We start from the raw sequence: 17,429 nt of genomic DNA on the forward strand, positions 1-17,429 counted from the left end.
CGTGACCGAGGGGCATTCAAGCAAGGCCGTGCTTATCGCAGGCCCGACCGCGAGCGGCAAGTCGGCGCTGGCGCTGGAGCTTGCCCTCAGCGCGGGCGGCCTCGTCATCAATGCCGATTCCATGCAGGTTTATCGCGATCTGCGCATCATCACGGCGCGGCCGACGGGGGCCGATGAGGCGCGTGTGCCGCATCGTCTTTATGGCTACGTCGACGCGGCCGTGAATTTCTCGGCCGGCGCCTGGGTGACCGACGCGGCGAAGGCGCTCGAAGAGGCGAAAGCCAAGGGCCGGCTTCCGATCTTCATTGGCGGCACCGGGCTCTATTTCAAGGCGCTGACGGCGGGTCTGTCCGTGGTGCCGCCGATTCCTGCCGAGGTGCGCGAGGGCGTGCGCGCGCGGCTGGAGCGAAACGGCGTCGAGGCGCTGCACGCCGAACTCGCGCGCTGCGATCCGCGTGCTGCCGTGCGATTGAACCTGCGCGATCGAACCCGTATTGCGCGCGCTCTCGAGGTGGTCGAAGCGACTGGTCGCTCCCTCTTGGATTGGCACCACGAGGGCCAACCGCCGCTCTTGCCCAAGGGCAGTTTTCGCGCCGTGTTTCTCGCGCCCGAGCGCGAAGAGCTCTACGCCCGGATCGATGCCCGCTTCGACGCCATGCTGGGCGCCGGCGCGCTGAAGGAGGTCGAGCGGCTCGCCGCCCGCCAGCTCGATCCGTTGCTCCCGGCCATGAAGGCCCATGGGGTGCCGGCGCTGCTCCGGCATCTGCGCGGTGAACTCGCTCTGGAGGAAGCGGCCACGATCGGCCGCGCCGACACCCGCCACTACGCCAAGCGCCAGTTCACCTGGTTCCGGCACCAGCTGCCGGAGTTCGAATGGATCAAGCCGGAGGAGGCGAGGGGATGGCTCGCCGCCATCGTGAACGCGGCACGGGACCCCGGCTGACACGCCTTTGTGCCTTGGTTCCCGAATTTACCTCTCGCCGAACCACGGGAACGCCGCTACACTGCCAAAATCGCGCGGGAACGGCCGCATTGCCTTGACATCCGGGCTTTGGCCGCTATGTTTCGCGCAACCTTTGGGAAGCCGGGCACCTGCCATGCGTAATATTATTACCAAACTCCTTATCGCCGTCGTACCCAGGCACACCGCCGGGGGTGGCTAGCTGCCACCCACATGACAGGCGGTGTGCATGGGCCCTCTTCGGGGCCTTTTTTATTTCCCGAACCCGACACGAACGAAGCCGCTGGCAACAGCGCATCCGGAGCAAGCCAATGAGTGACAAGAGCCACGATCCGAACCAGATGACCGGCGCTGCGATGATCGTCCGCGCGCTCATCGATCACGGCGTGACCGACATTTTCGGCTATCCCGGCGGCGCCGTGCTTCCGATCTATGACGAGATCTTCCAGCAGAGCGAGGTCCAGCACATCCTGGTCCGCCATGAGCAGGGCGCGGGCCACGCTGCTGAGGGCTATGCCCGCTCGACCGGCAAGCCCGGCGTCGCGCTGGTGACCTCCGGCCCCGGCGCCACCAACATGGTGACGCCGCTGACCGACGCGCTGATGGACTCGATCCCGCTGGTCTGCATCTCCGGCCAGGTGCCGACGCATCTGATCGGCAACGACGCGTTTCAGGAGTGCGACACCGTTGGCATCACGCGTCCCTGCACCAAGCACAACTGGCTGGTGCGCGACGTCAACGATCTCGCAAAAGTGCTGCACGAGGCGTTCTACGTCGCGACCACGGGCCGTCCGGGCCCGGTGCTGGTCGACGTGCCCAAGGACGTGCAGTTCGCCACCGGCACCTATCATCCGCCGCGCAAGTCCGACGTGCACCGCTCCTATGCGCCGCGCGTGAAGGGGGATGCGACGCAGATCCGCAAGGCCGTGGCGCTGCTCGCGGGCGCCAAGCGCCCCGTGATCTATAGCGGCGGCGGCGTCATCAATTCCGGCCCGGAGGCGACCAAGCTGCTGCGCGAGCTGGTCGAGGTCACCGGCTTTCCGATCACCTCGACGCTGATGGGCCTCGGCGCCTATCCGGCGTCGGGCAAGAACTGGCTGGGCATGCTCGGCATGCACGGCACCTACGAAGCCAACATGAGCATGCATGATTGCGACGTCATGCTGTGCGTCGGCGCGCGCTTCGACGACCGCATCACCGGCCGGGTCGATGCGTTCTCGCCGGGCTCGAAGAAGATCCACATCGACATCGATCCGTCCTCGATCAACAAGAACATCCGCGTCGACGTGCCGATCATCGGCGATTGCGCCAACATCCTCGGCGACATCCTTCAGGTGTTCAAGGCCGAGGCGAAGAAGCCTGATATCAAGGCCTGGTGGCAGCAGATCGCGCAGTGGCGCGCCCGCAACTCGCTCTATTACAAAAAGAGCAACGACGTGATCCTGCCGCAGCACGCGATCCAGAGCCTGTTCGAGGCGACGCGCGGCAAGGACACCTACATCACGACCGAGGTCGGCCAGCACCAGATGTGGGCGGCGCAGTTCTACGGTTTCGAGGAGCCGCATCGCTGGATGACGTCGGGAGGTCTCGGCACCATGGGCTACGGCCTGCCGGCCGCGGTCGGCGTGCAGGTTGCCCACCCGGACAGCCTCGTGATCGACATCGCGGGCGATGCCTCGGTGCAGATGACGATGCAGGAGATGTCGACGGCAGTGCAATACGAGCTGCCAATCAAGATCTTCATCCTGAACAACCAGTACATGGGCATGGTGCGGCAGTGGCAGCAACTGCTCCACGGTAATCGTCTGTCGCATTCCTACTCGGAGGCGATGCCCGATTTCGTCAAGCTCGCGGAAGCCTATGGTGGCGTCGGCCTCCAGGTGCACAAGCCGTCCGATCTCGACGGCGCCATTCAGGAGATGATCTCGGTCAAGCGCCCGGTGCTGTTCGACTGCCGTGTCGCGTCGCTGGAAAACTGCTTCCCGATGATCCCCTCCGGCAAGGCGCATAACGAGATGCTGTTGCCCGAGCAGGCGAACGACGAGGCCACGGCCAAGGCGTTTGCGGGCGGCAAGGCGCTGGTGTGAGCGCGATGGTCACAAACTCCGCTGTCATCGTCCGGCTTGACCGGACGATCCAGTATGCCACCGCCGTCGTGAGACTCTCGACGCCGGTGATTACTGGATGCCCCGCCTTCGCGGGGCATGACGAGAAGGAATAGAGGGGACGACAATGAACCAGCCCGCATCCGCCTACTTCATCGAGGAGCGCCACGATCCCAACGAGACGCACACGCTCTCGGTGCTCGTGCAGAACGAGCCTGGCGTGCTCGCGCGCGTCATCGGCCTGTTCTCCGGCCGCGGCTATAACATCGAGAGTCTCACCGTCTCTGAGACCGAGAGCCAGAAGCATCTGTCGCGCATCACCATCGTCACCACGGGCACGCCGATGGTGATCGAGCAGATCAAGCACCAGCTCGACCGCATAATCCCGGTCTATCGCGTCGTCGACATGACCCAGACCAAACGCTCGATCGAGCGCGAGCTTGCGATGGTGAAGGTGCGCGGGCAGGGCGAGCACCGCGTCGAGGCGCTGCGGCTGGCGGATGCGTTCCGCGCCCGCGTGATCGACGCCACCACCGAGAGTTTTGTGTTCGAGATCACAGGCAATACCGACAAGATCAACCAGTTTATCGACCTGATGCGCCCGCTCGGCCTCATCGAGGTGTCGCGCACCGGCGTTGCCGCGATCGGCCGCGGGCCTGAAGGGATGTGAGCCATGCTGGCGCGCGACTGGTACTACAACGAGCGGAACCGGATGGGGATCGGGCCGGCGGTGGCCTCGATCTACGACGCCCATGACGATGCCGATCTGCGGGCGCGCGCCGCGCTGAAAATGCTCGGGGTGCAGCGCGGCTGGCGGATCGCCGACATCGGCTGCGGCAACGGCGTGCTCGCCACCGAAGCGGCGCTGATGGGCGCCGAGGTCGACGCCATCGACATCTCGCCGGCGATGTTGGCGCTGGCCGAGATCTACGCCCGCGACCGCAAGGCGCCCGTGCGCACGCAGTCTGCCGGCCTGCTCAGCTTTGCCTATCAGCCGGGATCCTACGATCTGATCGTCAGCGAGTTCACGCTGCACCATCTGCCGGACTTCTGGAAGGCGGTGGCGATGTCGCGGATTTTTCGCGCGTTGAAGCCAGGTGCGAGCTTCTATCTGCGCGACATCGTCTATGTCTCGATGCCCGACGCGATCGAGCGCGATGTCGAGCAATGGGCCGACTACCAGATCAAGAACCACGACTTCTCGCGCGAGAGCGTCGTGACGCATATGCGCGACGAATATTCCACTTTCGGCTGGGTGATGGAGCGGATGCTGACCGACGTCGGCTTCACCTTGGTCTCGGCCGACTATCACGCGCCCATGCACGGCACGTATCTTTTGCGCAAACCGAAGGCCGGCGAGCAAGGCTAAAACAATAGGGCTGCACGACAGGGCAGAACCGGAAAACAACAATGAAGCCGGCCGACATCCTCATCGCCATCCTGGTGGCGATCACCTGGGGCCTTGCCTTCGTGGCGAGCCGGATCGCGCTCGACGAGCTTTCACCGGAATTGATGACGGCGCTGCGCTTTGCCATCGCCGCGGTGCCGTGCCTGTTCATTCGCAAGCCGAAGATCGCCTGGTCGCTGCTTGTCGCGATCAGTTTCACGCTGTTCCTCGGCCAGTTCCTGAGTCAGGCCTATGGCATCGCCCATGGCGTGCCGGTCGGTCTGACCAGCGTCGTCGTGCAGAGCCAGGCGCTGTTCACGATCGGCTTTGCCGCGGCCGCATTCGGCGAACGCCCGACGCCGGTGCAGACGCTCGGCGTCGCCATCTCTGCAGTTGGCCTTCTGATGATCTGCGGCACCGTCGGCTATGATTTCAGCGTCGGCGCGTTTGCCGTGCTGATGATCGCTCCCATCAGCTTTGCCGTCGGCAATATCCTGCTGCGTGGCGCGCGTGGCGTGCCGATGTTCGACCTTTTCGCCTGGCTGTGCCTTGCGTCGGCCGTGCCGCTGTTCGTGCTCGCGCTGATCACCAACGGCCCGGGATCGACCTGGACATCGCTGACGCACATGTCGCCGACCGCTGCGCTCTGCATGCTGGCGCTAGGCGGTATTTCGACCAGCATCGCTTATTGGCTGTGGGGCCGGCTGCTGCGTGACTATCCCGCGGCGCAAGTGGTGCCGTTCGCGCTGCTCGTGCCGTTCGTCGGCTCGGCCGCTTCCAGCATCGTGTTCGGTGAACGGTTCGGACCGCTACGTCTTGCCGGCATGATCACCGTGATCGGCGGTATCGCGGTGATGGTGCTGGCGAAGCGCCCCCAAATCCTGCCGAAGACCGCGTGAGGTGAACATGGCCTCCTCGCTCTTCTATGCCTTCCTCGCCTTCATGGTGGTAATGTACTTCACCCCCGGGCCGAACAACATCATGCTGCTGGCCTCGGGCCTCACTTATGGCTTCCGGCGCACCATCCCGCACATCGCCGGCATCGTCATCGGCTTTGCCTTCATGGTTGCTGCGGTGGGCCTGGGGCTCGGCACCGTGTTCCTGGCCTACCCGATCCTCCAGACGATTTTGAAATATGCCGGCGCCGCCTACCTGATCTATCTCGCCGCCGTGATAGCCATGTCCGGCCCGAGCGCGCCGGGTGGCGCGAGCGGCCGCGGGCCGATGACCTTCTGGGGCGCGGCCATGTTCCAATGGGTCAACGCCAAGGGCTGGGTGATCGTGATCGGCACCATCACCGCCTATGCGGCGATCGCCCGATTCCCCCTGAACATCGCGATCCAGACCCTGATCAGCCTGCTCGTCGGCACGGTCTCGACCGTGGTCTGGGCCCTGTTCGGCAGTGCACTACGGCCGGTCTTGACCTCCGAGCGGCTGGTCCGCGCCTTCAATATCCTGATGGCGCTCCTGCTACTCGCCTCCCTCTACCCCGTTTTCGTGGATGCATGATGTCGCGGATTTCCATGCAGAAACGGGTTTCCTTCAGGGGCCAAAATGCTCTAGACAGCCCCCGAAATCCGCAAATTTCGCCCTTCGGACACTGACCTTTGGCCGATTCTGGCCCTGAATGAGGAAACGACCATGCGTGTTTATTACGATCGCGACGCCGACCTGAACCTGATCAAGGGCAAGAAGGTCGCCATCGTCGGCTATGGCAGCCAGGGCCACGCCCATGCGCTCAACCTCAAGGACTCCGGCGTCAAGGAAGTCGCCATTGCGCTGCGCAAGGACTCCGGCTCGGTCAAGAAGGCGGAAGCCGCGGGCTTCAAGGTGATGGACGTCGCCGAAGCCGCCAAATGGGCCGACCTCGTCATGATGCTGACCCCGGACGAGCTCCAGGGCGACATCTATCGCGAGCACCTGCACGACAACATGAAGAAGGGCGCCGCCCTCGTGTTCGCGCACGGCCTCAACGTTCACTTCAACCTGCTCGATCCGCGTGCCGACCTCGATGTGCTGATGATCGCGCCGAAGGGGCCCGGCCACACCGTTCGCTCCGAATATCAGCGCGGCGGCGGCGTGCCCTGCCTGATCGCGATCGCCAAGGACGTCTCGGGCAATGCCCACGATCTCGGCCTGTCCTACGCTTCGGCTGTCGGCGGTGGCCGTGCCGGCATCATCGAGACCACCTTCAAGGAGGAGTGCGAGACCGACCTGTTCGGCGAGCAGGTGGTGCTCTGCGGCGGTCTGGTCGAGCTGATCAAGGGCGGTTACGAGACCCTGGTCGAAGCCGGCTACGCCCCCGAGATGGCCTATTTCGAATGCCTGCACGAGGTGAAGCTGATCGTCGACCTGATTTATGAAGGCGGCATCGCCAACATGAACTACTCGATCTCCAACACCGCCGAGTACGGCGAGTACGTCACCGGCCCGCGCATCGTCACCGCCGAGACCAAGGCCGAGATGAAGCGCGTCCTCGCCGACATCCAGGGCGGCAAGTTCGCCCGCGACTGGATGCTCGAGAACAAAGTCAACCAGACCTCGTTCAAGGCGACCCGTGCCAAGCTCGCCCAGCACCCGATCGAGGAAGTCGGCGCCAAGCTGCGCGACATGATGCCCTGGATCAAGAAGGGCGCGCTGGTCGATAAGTCGAAGAACTAAGTCGCCGTTCTCTGGGCGCAGCGCGTCTCTGACGCGCTACGTTCGGGACGCGGATGCGAGAAGAACAATAAGACTCACGCGCCAAACCAAATCTTAAATCTTCGCGATTATATCTGAGCGAGATCGCAAACAGCGGTCTCGCTCCTTCCGTCTCGCGCGAAGCATTGCTGCTTCATTCAAGTTCTTCGCGAGTTGAAGTGCTCTCAGAGTGGCAAGAACTGACGCTTAAACCACATTCTTGGCCCTCGTCGTTTTTCAGAACTTTTTCAGTATCCGGCGATCGCCAAAAGCACTGCGTCTTCAGAGACTAGGATTCGGATCTTCATCTGCACTCTCATCGCGCAATCAATTCCACTTTTCGACGTTCGCGCACTGCTTCATCTTAAGAACCGACCCCCGTCGCGCTTTCTTGCAGTGCGTCCCACTCGCGCCAAACACCCATCGTTGCGCGGCTCGAGAAGTCGACGGCATTGCGTACCATCGAGTTCCTCCTACATTGATTGCGGGGCTCTAAAGGGGGAAAGACCATGCGATCTGTCGTCGTCACCGGCGCATCCACCGGCATCGGCTGGGCCATTGCGAAATTTTTGATCGGGCGCGGCTATCGCGTTTTCGGCAGCGTCCGCAAGCAGGCCGACGCCGACCGGCTCAAAGGTGAGTTCGGCACGAATTTCACGCCGCTGCTGTTCGACGTCACCGACGAGGCCGCGGTTCTCGCTGCCGCGCGAAATGTGCGCGAGGTGCTGGCTGGCGAGACGCTGGCCGGCCTCGTCAACAATGCCGGCATCGCGGTCGCCGGTCCCGTGCTCGAATTGTCGGCGGATGATTTCCGTCGCCAGATGGAGATCAACGTCATCGGCCCCGTCATCGCCACGCAGGCGTTCGGGCCACTGCTCGGTGCCGATCCGTCGCTGACGGGGCCGAAGGGGCGGGTCGTCATGATCAGCTCGGTTGCGGGCAGGAACGGCAATCCGTTGTCGGCGCCTTATTGCACATCCAAGCATGCCATCGAAGGGCTGTCGGAAAGCCTGCGCCGCGAGCTGATGCTGTTCGGCATCGACGTCATCATCGTCGCCCCCGGCGCGGTGAAGACGCCGATCTGGAGCAAGGCCGAACAGATCGACCTCTCCGTCTACCAGAATTCGCCCTATCTGCCGGCGCTCAACAAGGTCATGGCGTTCATGATGGAGCTCGGCGCCAAGGGCCTGCCGGCAGAGCGCATCGCCGAGGTGGTGTTCGAGGCACTGACGGTGGCGAGCCCCAAGGTGCGTTACCAGATCACGCCGGACCCGGTCCGTCATCTGATCGGCGCGATGCTGCCGAAGCGGACGCTCGACCGCATCATCGCCAAGCGGCTCGGGTTGCTTCCACAGGCCTGATCGGCGTTCAGCTCGCCTCGGCCGTCCGTCCGCGTGGATGGGCGACCATCGCGATCAGCCGCAGCGCCATCACGGCGAGCAGCGGAATGAGGAAGGCGGCGTAAAGCTGCATCGCCGGCACGCGCTTGCCGAACGACACCATGAACTGGAACCAGAGATAGTAGCCGCCGACGAGGTGCAGCGCGCGCCAAGCGCGCGGTCCGATCAGTGCGGCGCTGCGATCGAACGAGGTCGCGCTCATGGCGATGACGAATGCATAGCCGATGCCGCCGAAGATGTAGGAGGCGGCTGATGTGGTGTCCGCAAAGGCCGCCGGATCCATCCTGGCGAAGGCGACGATCGCGACTGCATGGATCGCGTGGGAGGCCGCAAAGCCTAAGCCGAGATAGCGGCGGTTGCGGCGCTGCCAGCGCGTCCAGGCGTTTGGCCACAGCCGCGCCAGCGCCGCGGCACTGAAGGCAAGGCAGAACAGCAGCAGCGAGCTTCGTGCCGTGAAGCGGATCACCATCCGCACGCCCTCGACCTCGAACTGCCGCATCGCAGCGATCCACAGGCTCAGCGCGATGAGGCTCAAGGTGAGGGCCGCCAGCAGCCGCCCGCCTTCGAGCCAGCTTTGACGTTGCGACATGGCAATCTCCTCCATCATGTAATCATCGATTACATTTTAGGGCGACGAGATCGTCAATGGTGTAATCGCTGCTTACATTCACGTTCGGGTGATGCTAGGAAGCTCCATGCCTGCCCGACAGCCTTCCAAGCCGCGCGCCCGCCGCCAAACGCCCGAAGCCCGGCCGTATCATCATGGTGACCTTCGCCGCGTCCTCATAGATGCTGCGCTGCAACTGGCTGCGGAGGGGACAGAAGTCTCGGTACGCGAGGCTGCACGCCGGGCAGCCGTGTCACCGGGCGCGCCGTTCCGGCACTTTCCCAATCGCGATGCCCTGATGGCGGCGGTCGCGGAGGAGGCACAGCGGCGCTTTCGCACCGAGATCGAGATGGCGCTGGGCGAGGCCCCGGCCACCGATGCGCTCGGCCGCTTCCGCGCCTTCGGCCTTGCCTATCTGCGCTGGGCGATGCGCAATCCCGCACACTTCGAGATCATCTCCACGGGGCGCTATTTCGCCCATGGCAGCTCCGCTGAGCTGACGCGCGACAATGCCGAACTGGTTGCGCTCACTGAGCAGATGCTGACCGACGCGGCGGGGCAGGGCCTGCTGCGCTCGGCGGACGTCAAGTGCATCCAGATCGCAGGCCGCGCCCTGGTCTACGGTTTCGCCCGGATGAATCTCGACGGCCACTTGCCGCGCTGGGGCGTGGAGCAGGGCGAGATCGACCGGATGGCGGAAGGGGTGATCGACCTGTTCATCACGGGGATCGCCAAGCACTAGAGTCGGTTGCCGTTCGCCACATTAAGCGAAGATCCAAGCGCGGCCTGCGTTGCTTGTCCGTGACCGTTCAATTACAGTTTTATGACATGGCGCAGGCATCCGGCTGCGCTGGACGGCGCTGGGGGGCCAGACGGCTGGCCTCCCGCGCCGGACCAGAAGTTGCGTGTCGTCGATGGCGTCCGCGCCCAATCCAGGTCCTTCTGCCACGACCGCCGCGCTGGCCAGCGTCGCCGCGCTCGGCCTCTGGCGGCTGCTCGCGGTCGCTGCGCCCCATCTCGCGGCGCTCGGCCTGATGTACGAGACCGAGACCGATTTCGGCTCGCGGCTCTCCTTCGCACTGGCCTGGGGCATCCTCAACTTCTTCTGGATCGCGCTGCTGCGGCGGCCGGCATTGTCCGGCGCGCTGTCTCTGACCGTGGTCGTCCTGCTGGTGCTGCTGTCGCGGCTCAAGCACGACGTCGTGCAGATGACGGTCAACTTCATCGACCTGATGATGATCGACCGCGACACGGTGGCGTTCCTGTTCACGATCTTCCCGAACCTGCGCTGGTCGGTGATATCAGCCGGCCTCGTCACGCTGCCGCTGATGTATGCGCTGTGGTGGCTCGACCGCTTCCGCATTCGCCGTTTGCCGGCACTCGCCTCCATGCTCACCTGTGTCGCCGCGCTGGTCGGCTATTCGCTCTATCATCCGGACGAGGCCTGGCGCGGCTATTACGACGACGGCTATCTCTCGAAATTCTTCCGCTCCGGCGTCAGCGCGGTCTCCGACTTCGCGCAATATGGTTTCATGGAGTCGGCCGCCTCGACCAACGAGCGCCTCAACATGCCGCTGGTCGACGCCTGCCACCCCGCCGCACGCCGGCCGAACATCATCATGATTCATGATGAGTCCAGCTTCGACATTCGCGCCGCGCAGGGCATCAAGGTGCCGCAGGGCTACGGCAATCACTTCAAGTCCTGGGACGGCAAGCAGCGCATGTTTCTGGCCGAGAGCAATGGCGGGCCGAGCTGGTTCACCGAGTACAACGTGCTTGCAGGGCTTTCCTCGCGCTCGTTCGGCCGCTTTGCCTATTTCGTGACGCGCATCGCGTCAAACCGCGTCGAGCGTGGCCTGCCGTTGGCCCTGCGCCGCTGCGGCTATGACACGCTGTCGCTCTATCCAGCCTATGGCGGCTTCATGGCGGCGCGCAGCTTTCAGATGACGACCGGCATCGAACGCTTCCTCGATTCGAAGGATCTCGGCGCCAAGGATGTCGAGCCCGACAGCTTCTTCTACGACAAGGCGCTTCAGTTGATGGGCCAGCAGCCGCCCAACAAGCCGCTGTTCACCTTCATCTATCTCGGCGCCAATCATTTCCCCTGGGAGACGCGCTTTCGCCCGGACCTGATGCCGACCTGGCGCGCGCCGGGCAACGCGCCGTCTATCGACGAATATCTGCGGCGGCAGGCGATGAGCGCCGAGCAGTACAAGGCGTTCATCGCAGGGCTGAAGAAGAACTTCCCCGGCGAGCCCTTCCTGATCGTGCGCTATGGCGATCATCAGCCCGAGTTTGCGCCTGCTATCCTCGAGCCCGGGCTCGACGAGGGCGCTCTCGGCAAGAAGCTCGACGGCTACGATCCCCGTCTCTACGGGACCTATTACGCGATCGACGCCGTCAATTTCGAGCCGGTGAAGAGCGAGGCCGTAATGGACACGGTCGACGGCCCGTATCTGCCGCTGGTGATCCAGGAAGCTGCCGGCATTCCGCTCGATCCGTCCTTCGCCGAGCAGAAGCAGATCATGCTCCGCTGCAAGGGCATCTTCTACGGCTGCAAGGACGGCGCCGAGGCAAGGCGGCTGAACCGGCTGCTGATCAATGCGGGGATGATACGGGGACTGTAGGCGGCCTATTGCTTGGCTACCTTGTCCCACAGCCACTTCGCCACCGCGTCGGGCGATGAGTTCGCATCATTGCCGCTGGCGCGCAGGTTTGCCTCGCGCATGGTGGCGATGTCGATCTTGCCGAGCAATGGACTGAGCGCCGCCTGCAATTTCTCGTCACCGGCGCGCTTTGGTGCAAGCAGCAGGATCGCGTCATAGGGCGGGATTGCGTGTCGGGGATCGTCCAGCGTTACGAGGTCGTATTTCGCGATCAGGCCATCGCTGGTGTAGCCGGCGATCACGTCGACCTCGCCGCTGGCGACCGCAGCATACATGAAGTCCGGCTGCATCTGGCGCTGGGCTCGGAATTGGAGCCCATAGGCCTTTTGCAACGCGGCCCATTCGGGGCGGGAGAAGAACTCGTAGTCGCCGGCAATCGACATCGTTGACGCATGGACGGCAAGATCGGCGATGGTGCGGATGCCAAGCGCATCAGCGCGTCTCTTCGGCATCACCATCGCATAGGCATTCTCGAAGCCGAGTTCGCCGAGCAGGGTGATATTGTCCTTGGTGAGCGACATCTTCAAATCCGCCAGCAGCTCCGCGCGTGGCTTGATGTCGGCGCGATGAAGCTGGTTGGCCCAGAGCGTGCCGGAATAATCGACGTAGAGATCGATGTCGCCGGCCTTCAGCGCCTCGAAGATCACGCTGGAGCCGAGGCCCGATCGCGCCGTGGCCGACAGGCCTGCCGTCTGGAGGCGATCCCTGAGCAGGGCCGACAGCACATATTGCTCGGCAAAGGTCTTGGCGCCGACGACGTAGCTTTGTGAAGAGCGCCCCATCGTCGGCACCAGCGTCGCGGCGACCAGTGCCGCGATTCCGATGCCGCCAAGCGCTGTAAGCGTGCGCCTGCGTTGTCGCAGGCCGCTCTCGATCAGCCCGAGCAGCTGATCGACGGCAAGGGCCAGCAGGGCCGATGCAACGCAGCCAAACAGCACGAACACCCAGTTCTGGGTCTGAAGCCCGGCAAAGATGTAATTGCCGAGACTGGTCTGCCCGATCGGGGTCGAGAGCGTCGCGGTGCCGATCACCCACACCGCGGCGGTGCGGATCCCGGCCATCATCACCGGCAGCGCCAGCGGCAGCTCGACCATCACGAGCGACTGCCGTGCGGTCATGCCAACGCCCTTGGCGGCCTCGACCAGCGCCGGATCGATGCCGTTGAGCCCGGTGATGCCGTTGCGCAGCACCGGCAGCATGGAATAGAGCGCCAGGGCCAGCATCGCCGGCAGGAAGCCGAAGGCGGAAAAGGAGACACCGAACCAGGCCAGCGTGACCGAGGCGGCCGCGAGCAGCAGCGGATAGAACAGCGCGAGCAGCGCCAGACCCGGCACGGTCTGCACGATGCTGGCGAGCGCGAGCAGGATACTTCGCGGCGCCGGCCGGTTGCGGGTGAGAATGGCCAGCGGGAGGCTGACGATCAGGCCAAGCGCCAATGCGGCCAGGCTCACCCGCACGTGGTTGCCGAGATAGTCGGGCAAGTGCGACAGCGCCTCGCCCCAGCGCGGGTCGGCGAACAGGCTCATGCCGCACCGCTCTGTGGCAAGAGCGCGTTCAATCGTTCGACTTGCCGCCGTGGTGTGCGCAACAGTTCGAGCACGTAATCGTCGCTGCTCTTCGAGAGCTCCGCGGGCGTGCCTTGCGCCAGCAGCTTTCCGGCGCGCATCACCGCAATGCGGTCGGCGAGCAGGATCGCCTCCGTCATGTCATGGGTGATCATCACGGTGGTCAGGCCGAGGCGGCGATGCAGCGAACGATAGTCGTCGCCGAGCGCATCCCGGGTGAGGGGATCGAGCGCGCCGAACGGCTCATCCATCAGCACGATGCGGGGACCGGCCGCGAGCGCCCGCGCAACACCGACACGCTGGCGCTGGCCGCCCGACAGCGTCTCTGGAAGGCGGTCGCGGTGTGCGGTCCTGTCGAGCTGCACGAGCTCCAACAACTCGTCGACACGCTCCGTGATCTCCACCGCCGGCACGCCCAGCAGTTTCGGCGTGATCCCGATGTTGTCGGCCACGCTCAAATGCGGAAACAGTCCGCCGCTCTGGAAGACGTAGCCGATCCGGCGCCGCAGCGCGACCGGATCCACGGATTGCACGTCCTCGCCTTCGACCGTGACGGTGCCGCCGTCCGCCTCGATCAGCCGGTTGGCGAGCCGCAGCAGCGTCGTCTTGCCCGAGCCGGAGCCGCCCGCGACGGCCACAAACTCACCCTCGACGATGTCGAGCGACACATCGTCGACCGCCTTGAGCGGACCGAAGCTCTTGGTGACGCGGGCATAGCCGATCATCGGCCGGGAGGGCATCGGGCGGGCTCACTTCGCTGACCCGCCCGTGGAGGGAGGGGATGATGAGGCCCATGCGTAGCACGCTTGGCGGCTTGATTGAACTTGGCCGCGCGAGCGGCTAAGGCATCGGACCAAATTTGGAGGGAATACATGACGACGCCGACGGCAGTGGCGCTGGAAGACGCTGAGGTCGCGTTCCACCTCGGGGACGGACGGGTCTATACGGCGGTGGAGAAGGCGCATCTGGCGGTCGCACAGGGCGAGTTCGTAGCCATCGTCGGGCCGACCGGTTGCGGGAAATCGACGTTGCTCAACGTCGCGGCAGGGCTGCTGAAGCCGGCCGCCGGGAGCGTCAAGATATTCGACCGGCCGCTTGCGGGGCTGAACCGGGATGCCGGCTACCTGTTCCAGGCCGACGCGCTGTTCCCCTGGAAGACCGCGCTCGACAATGTCGCGATCGGGCTCGAGATCAAGGGCACGCCGCGCGCAGAGGCGCTGCCGCGGGCGCAGAAATGGCTCACTTCCGTGGGCCTCGGCGCCTTCGCCAATCGGTATCCGCATATGCTCTCGGGCGGCCAGCGCAAGCGCGTGGCGCTGGCGCAGGTCTTGATCCGCGATCCGAAAATCCTGCTGATGGACGAGCCGTTCGGACCGCTCGATGCGCAGACCCGCCAGGTGATGGGCAATCTGCTGCTCGATCTCTGGAATGCGGATCGCAAGGCCGTGCTGTTCGTGACCCACGATCTCGAAGAAGCGATCGCGCTCGCCGACCGCGTCGTGATCATGTCGGCGGGACCGTCCTCGCGCATCATCGGCGACTGGCGCGTGAGCTTGCCGCGCCCACGCGACATTTTCGAGGTGCGGCTGGACAAGGAGTTCCACGCGCTCCACCGCGAGATATGGAGCGTGCTCAAGGACGAGGTGATGAAGGGTTACGCGCAGTCCACTCACGCGGCGGAGGCGGTCTGATGTCGCGCCCGACGCTGCTCGCGCTGCAAGTCCTGGTCGCGGTCGTCGGCATTGTGCTGTGGCAAGTGCTGTCGACCGTCCCCATATTCGGCAAGATCCTGCTGCCGCCGTTCTTCTTCTCCAATCCCTTCGACGTCTTTGCCCAGATCGTGAAGTGGTTCTCATCCGGCGTGATCTGGAAGCATCTCGGCATTACGCTGACGGAATCGGTGCTGGCCTTCGTGATCGGATCGGCCGGCGGCGTGCTGGTCGGCTTCTGGTTCGCGCGCCAGCCACTGGTTGCCGCGGTGTTCGACCCTTACGTCAAGATGGTCAACGCACTGCCGCGCGTGGTGCTGGCGCCGATCTTCGCGCTGTGGCTGGGCCTCGGGATCTGGTCCAAAGTCGCGCTCGGCGTGACGCTGGTGTTCTTCATCGTGTTCTTCAACGTCTATCAGGGCGTCAAGGAGGTCAGCCGCACCGTGCTCGACAACGGCCGTATGCTCGGCATGAGCGAGCGGCAATTGATGCGGCACGTCTATTGGCCATCGGCGCTGTCCTGGATGTTCTCGTCGCTGCACACCTCGGTCGGCTTCGCCGTGGTCGGCGCCGTCGTCGGCGAGTATCTGGGGTCGGCGGCGGGGCTCGGCTATCTCATCCAGCAGGCCGAAGGCATCTTCGACGTCGCCGGCGTATTCGCCGGCATGTTCGTGCTGTCGGCCTTCGTGATCCTGATCGATTTCGGCGTCACGCTGGTGGAGCGACGTCTCCTGGTCTGGCGGCCGACCGCGGACGGACGCGGCTGACCGAAGCGGGGCGCCCGCGCATCCGCGCGAGCCCCAATCGCGAAAGCTCAATCCAGCAGCTTGGTGTCGTCAGGCGCCTGCGGCGGCGTCTTGATGGCGATCGCCTTGACCTGTCCGCTGATCGGCTTGGTGCCGCCATGCGGCGTGCTCTTCGGGATGATGACGAGGTCACCCGGCTTCACCGTGACCTCCTTGTCGCCGAGCCAGATCGTCCCGGTCCCATCCAGGATATACTGGATCTCGTTGGTGTTGGGATGCATGTGCTTGGGCACATTGCCGACCTGGATCGAGATGGTGGCGCCGTCGGCGCTAGCGAACATCTTGGAACGGTAGCCGACAGCGTTGGCGTTCCCGAGCGCGTCGCCCTCCATCGGCGATCGACAGCCCGGCAACAAAGCGATTCATGGACTCCTCCCCATCGAGAATTGTTCTTGTCGGTTCATGCTATTGCGCTGAAAGGCCGATGGCCAGAGCCTGGTTGTGCTTCTCAAGCCCGGTGCGCTGCATTATGGTGCCGCCAGCCGAACGGAGGAAACCAATGAAGAACACGATTGCCAGGCTCGCCGGCGCGCTGCTCGCGCTGACGCTCACCACCTCGCTTGCCGCAGCGCAAAGCAAGGTCACCATCGCTATCGGCGGCGGTGCCTGCCTGTGCTATCTGCCGACGGTGCTGGCAAAGCAGCTCGGCGAATACGACAAGGCCGGCCTAAGCGTCGAACTGGTCGACCTCAAGGGCGGCTCGGACGCGCTCAAGGCGGTGCTCGGCGGCAGCGCCGACGTGGTCTCCGGTTATTTCGACCATTGCGTCAATCTTGCCGCCAAGAAGCAGGAGCTTCAGGCCTTCGTGGTCTATGACCGCTATCCCGGCCTCGTGCTGGTGGTCTCGCCCTCGCACACGAACGAAATCAAGTCGATCAAGGATCTCGCCGGCAAGAAGGTCGGCGTCAGCGCGCCCGGCTCCTCCACCGACTTCTTCCTGAAGTATATGCTGAAGAAGAATGGGCTCGATCCTGCCAGCGTCGCCGTGATCGGCGTCGGCCTCGGCGCCACCGCGGTCGCCGCAATGGAGCAGGGGCAGATCGATGCGGCCGTGATGCTCGATCCCTCCGTCACCGTGCTCCAGGGCAGCCACAAGGATCTGCGCATCCTCAGCGACACCCGCACCCAGAAGGATACGCTCGAGACGTTCGGCGGCGAATATCCGGGCGGCGCGCTGTACTCGACCGTTGCCTGGATCAACGCCCACGAGAAGGAAACGCAGGCGCTCACCAATGCAATGCTCGCTACGATTGCCTGGATCCATTCGCATTCGCCCGAGGAGATCATGGCGAAGATGCCGGATGAGTTGGTCGGCAAGAATAAGGACCTCTATCTCGCCGCGCTGAAGAACACGATCCCGATGTTCTCCGAAACCGGCAAGATGGACCCGAAGGGCGCCGATGCCGTGCTCGCCGTGTTCAGTGTCGGCTCGCCCGAGGTGGCGAATGCCAAGATCGACGTCAGCAAGACTTTTACCAACAAATACGTCGATCAAGCCAAGAAGACCACGGGGAGCGCCAAAAACTGATGCGAAGACATTGTAA

Annotated in this window: 17 protein-coding genes; 13 read left to right on the forward strand and 4 right to left on the reverse strand. The window is 64.2% G+C overall.

Features of this window, described 5'->3' with window-relative positions:
- The first annotated feature begins 1 nt into the window (after nucleotide 1).
- The 8 genes from miaA to QSV46_RS06040 all read left to right on the forward strand — a co-directional run bounded on the left by miaA (nucleotide 2) and on the right by QSV46_RS06040 (nucleotide 8,493).
- Nucleotides 2-943 carry a tRNA (adenosine(37)-N6)-dimethylallyltransferase MiaA gene (gene miaA, locus QSV46_RS06005; protein ID WP_314947805.1) on the forward strand — a complete coding sequence of 314 codons (942 nt, stop codon included), beginning with the start codon at nucleotides 2-4 and terminating at the stop codon, nucleotides 941-943.
- 329 nt (nucleotides 944-1,272) lie between these two features.
- Nucleotides 1,273-3,048, forward strand: a complete 1,776-nt coding sequence (locus tag QSV46_RS06010; RefSeq protein ID WP_314947808.1) for an acetolactate synthase 3 large subunit — start codon at nucleotides 1,273-1,275, stop codon at nucleotides 3,046-3,048.
- 145 nt (nucleotides 3,049-3,193) lie between these two features.
- Complete coding sequence (ilvN, locus tag QSV46_RS06015; RefSeq protein WP_314947811.1) at nucleotides 3,194-3,736, forward strand: acetolactate synthase small subunit; 543 nt, start codon at nucleotides 3,194-3,196, stop codon at nucleotides 3,734-3,736.
- 3 nt (nucleotides 3,737-3,739) lie between these two features.
- On the forward strand, nucleotides 3,740-4,435 hold the full coding sequence (locus tag QSV46_RS06020; protein WP_314947814.1) for a class I SAM-dependent methyltransferase: 696 nt from the start codon (nucleotides 3,740-3,742) through the stop codon (nucleotides 4,433-4,435).
- Nucleotides 4,436-4,476: 41 nt separating this feature from the next.
- Complete coding sequence (locus QSV46_RS06025) at nucleotides 4,477-5,352, forward strand: EamA family transporter (RefSeq protein WP_314947815.1); 876 nt, start codon at nucleotides 4,477-4,479, stop codon at nucleotides 5,350-5,352.
- Between the two features lie 7 nt (nucleotides 5,353-5,359).
- The gene (locus QSV46_RS06030) at nucleotides 5,360-5,962 is read left to right on the forward strand and encodes a LysE family translocator (RefSeq protein ID WP_314947818.1); all 603 of its coding nucleotides are present in this window, start codon (nucleotides 5,360-5,362) and stop codon (nucleotides 5,960-5,962) included.
- 132 nt (nucleotides 5,963-6,094) lie between these two features.
- A complete protein-coding gene (ilvC, locus tag QSV46_RS06035) occupies nucleotides 6,095-7,114 on the forward strand; it encodes a ketol-acid reductoisomerase (RefSeq protein ID WP_140978497.1) in 1,020 nt (339 codons plus the stop codon).
- A 527-nt stretch (nucleotides 7,115-7,641) separates the two neighbouring features.
- Nucleotides 7,642-8,493, forward strand: a complete 852-nt coding sequence (locus tag QSV46_RS06040; protein ID WP_314947824.1) for an SDR family oxidoreductase — start codon at nucleotides 7,642-7,644, stop codon at nucleotides 8,491-8,493.
- 7 nt (nucleotides 8,494-8,500) lie between these two features.
- Here the strand turns inward: QSV46_RS06040 and QSV46_RS06045 are convergent, their stop codons facing one another.
- Entirely contained in the window at nucleotides 8,501-9,121 is a 621-nt protein-coding gene (locus QSV46_RS06045) for a hypothetical protein (RefSeq protein WP_314947826.1), read from the reverse strand.
- A 106-nt stretch (nucleotides 9,122-9,227) separates the two neighbouring features.
- Here QSV46_RS06045 and QSV46_RS06050 point away from each other — a divergent pair, with 106 nt between their 5' ends.
- On the forward strand, nucleotides 9,228-9,881 hold the full coding sequence (locus QSV46_RS06050; protein ID WP_314947829.1) for a TetR/AcrR family transcriptional regulator: 654 nt from the start codon (nucleotides 9,228-9,230) through the stop codon (nucleotides 9,879-9,881).
- A gap of 172 nt (nucleotides 9,882-10,053) precedes the next feature.
- Nucleotides 10,054-11,766, forward strand: a complete 1,713-nt coding sequence (locus QSV46_RS06055) for a sulfatase-like hydrolase/transferase (protein WP_314947831.1) — start codon at nucleotides 10,054-10,056, stop codon at nucleotides 11,764-11,766.
- A 5-nt stretch (nucleotides 11,767-11,771) separates the two neighbouring features.
- On the opposite strand, the gene QSV46_RS06060 is transcribed toward QSV46_RS06055, so the two are convergent.
- Both QSV46_RS06060 and QSV46_RS06065 read right to left on the reverse strand, forming a co-directional pair.
- The gene (locus tag QSV46_RS06060; RefSeq protein WP_314947833.1) at nucleotides 11,772-13,331 is read right to left on the reverse strand and encodes an ABC transporter permease/substrate-binding protein; all 1,560 of its coding nucleotides are present in this window, start codon (nucleotides 13,329-13,331) and stop codon (nucleotides 11,772-11,774) included.
- Nucleotides 13,328-14,110, reverse strand: a complete 783-nt coding sequence (locus QSV46_RS06065) for an ABC transporter ATP-binding protein (RefSeq protein ID WP_314947835.1) — start codon at nucleotides 14,108-14,110, stop codon at nucleotides 13,328-13,330. Before QSV46_RS06065 ends, QSV46_RS06060 begins: the two co-directional genes overlap by 4 nt.
- A gap of 132 nt (nucleotides 14,111-14,242) precedes the next feature.
- On the opposite strand from QSV46_RS06065, the gene QSV46_RS06070 reads away from it, so the two are divergent.
- Nucleotides 14,243-15,061 carry an ABC transporter ATP-binding protein gene (locus QSV46_RS06070; RefSeq protein WP_314947837.1) on the forward strand — a complete coding sequence of 273 codons (819 nt, stop codon included), beginning with the start codon at nucleotides 14,243-14,245 and terminating at the stop codon, nucleotides 15,059-15,061.
- On the forward strand, nucleotides 15,061-15,846 hold the full coding sequence (locus tag QSV46_RS06075; protein WP_314947838.1) for an ABC transporter permease: 786 nt from the start codon (nucleotides 15,061-15,063) through the stop codon (nucleotides 15,844-15,846). The genes QSV46_RS06070 and QSV46_RS06075 overlap by 1 nt, the downstream gene beginning before the upstream one ends.
- A 47-nt stretch (nucleotides 15,847-15,893) precedes the next feature.
- On the opposite strand, the gene QSV46_RS06080 is transcribed toward QSV46_RS06075, so the two are convergent.
- The gene (locus QSV46_RS06080) at nucleotides 15,894-16,217 is read right to left on the reverse strand and encodes a cupin domain-containing protein (RefSeq protein ID WP_314947840.1); all 324 of its coding nucleotides are present in this window, start codon (nucleotides 16,215-16,217) and stop codon (nucleotides 15,894-15,896) included.
- Nucleotides 16,218-16,384: 167 nt separating this feature from the next.
- Here QSV46_RS06080 and QSV46_RS06085 point away from each other — a divergent pair, with 167 nt between their 5' ends.
- Complete coding sequence (locus tag QSV46_RS06085; RefSeq protein WP_314947842.1) at nucleotides 16,385-17,413, forward strand: ABC transporter substrate-binding protein; 1,029 nt, start codon at nucleotides 16,385-16,387, stop codon at nucleotides 17,411-17,413.
- The last annotated feature ends 16 nt before the right edge of the window (nucleotides 17,414-17,429 follow it).

Origin of the sequence: Bradyrhizobium cosmicum, assembly GCF_032290525.1 — a bacterium.
Lineage (GTDB): Bacteria > Pseudomonadota > Alphaproteobacteria > Rhizobiales > Xanthobacteraceae > Bradyrhizobium > Bradyrhizobium cosmicum_A.

What these genes read in the sequence shown, in the direction of transcription:
- QSV46_RS06010 (WP_314947808.1), top strand. Translation starts at nt 1,273, where the DNA reads ATGAGTGACAAGAGCCACGATCCGAACCAGATGACCGGCGCTGCGATG.
- ilvN (WP_314947811.1), top strand. Translation starts at nt 3,194, where the DNA reads ATGAACCAGCCCGCATCCGCCTACTTCATCGAGGAGCGCCACGATCCC.
- QSV46_RS06020 (WP_314947814.1), top strand. Translation starts at nt 3,740, where the DNA reads ATGCTGGCGCGCGACTGGTACTACAACGAGCGGAACCGGATGGGGATC.
- QSV46_RS06025 (WP_314947815.1), top strand. Translation starts at nt 4,477, where the DNA reads ATGAAGCCGGCCGACATCCTCATCGCCATCCTGGTGGCGATCACCTGG.
- QSV46_RS06030 (WP_314947818.1), top strand. Translation starts at nt 5,360, where the DNA reads ATGGCCTCCTCGCTCTTCTATGCCTTCCTCGCCTTCATGGTGGTAATG.
- ilvC (WP_140978497.1), top strand. Translation starts at nt 6,095, where the DNA reads ATGCGTGTTTATTACGATCGCGACGCCGACCTGAACCTGATCAAGGGC.
- QSV46_RS06040 (WP_314947824.1), top strand. Translation starts at nt 7,642, where the DNA reads ATGCGATCTGTCGTCGTCACCGGCGCATCCACCGGCATCGGCTGGGCC.
- QSV46_RS06045 (WP_314947826.1), bottom strand. Translation starts at nt 9,121, where the DNA reads ATGTCGCAACGTCAAAGCTGGCTCGAAGGCGGGCGGCTGCTGGCGGCC.
- QSV46_RS06050 (WP_314947829.1), top strand. Translation starts at nt 9,228, where the DNA reads ATGCCTGCCCGACAGCCTTCCAAGCCGCGCGCCCGCCGCCAAACGCCC.
- QSV46_RS06055 (WP_314947831.1), top strand. Translation starts at nt 10,054, where the DNA reads ATGGCGTCCGCGCCCAATCCAGGTCCTTCTGCCACGACCGCCGCGCTG.
- QSV46_RS06060 (WP_314947833.1), bottom strand. Translation starts at nt 13,331, where the DNA reads ATGAGCCTGTTCGCCGACCCGCGCTGGGGCGAGGCGCTGTCGCACTTG.
- QSV46_RS06065 (WP_314947835.1), bottom strand. Translation starts at nt 14,110, where the DNA reads ATGCCCTCCCGGCCGATGATCGGCTATGCCCGCGTCACCAAGAGCTTC.
- QSV46_RS06070 (WP_314947837.1), top strand. Translation starts at nt 14,243, where the DNA reads ATGACGACGCCGACGGCAGTGGCGCTGGAAGACGCTGAGGTCGCGTTC.
- QSV46_RS06075 (WP_314947838.1), top strand. Translation starts at nt 15,061, where the DNA reads ATGTCGCGCCCGACGCTGCTCGCGCTGCAAGTCCTGGTCGCGGTCGTC.
- QSV46_RS06080 (WP_314947840.1), bottom strand. Translation starts at nt 16,217, where the DNA reads ATGGAGGGCGACGCGCTCGGGAACGCCAACGCTGTCGGCTACCGTTCC.
- QSV46_RS06085 (WP_314947842.1), top strand. Translation starts at nt 16,385, where the DNA reads ATGAAGAACACGATTGCCAGGCTCGCCGGCGCGCTGCTCGCGCTGACG.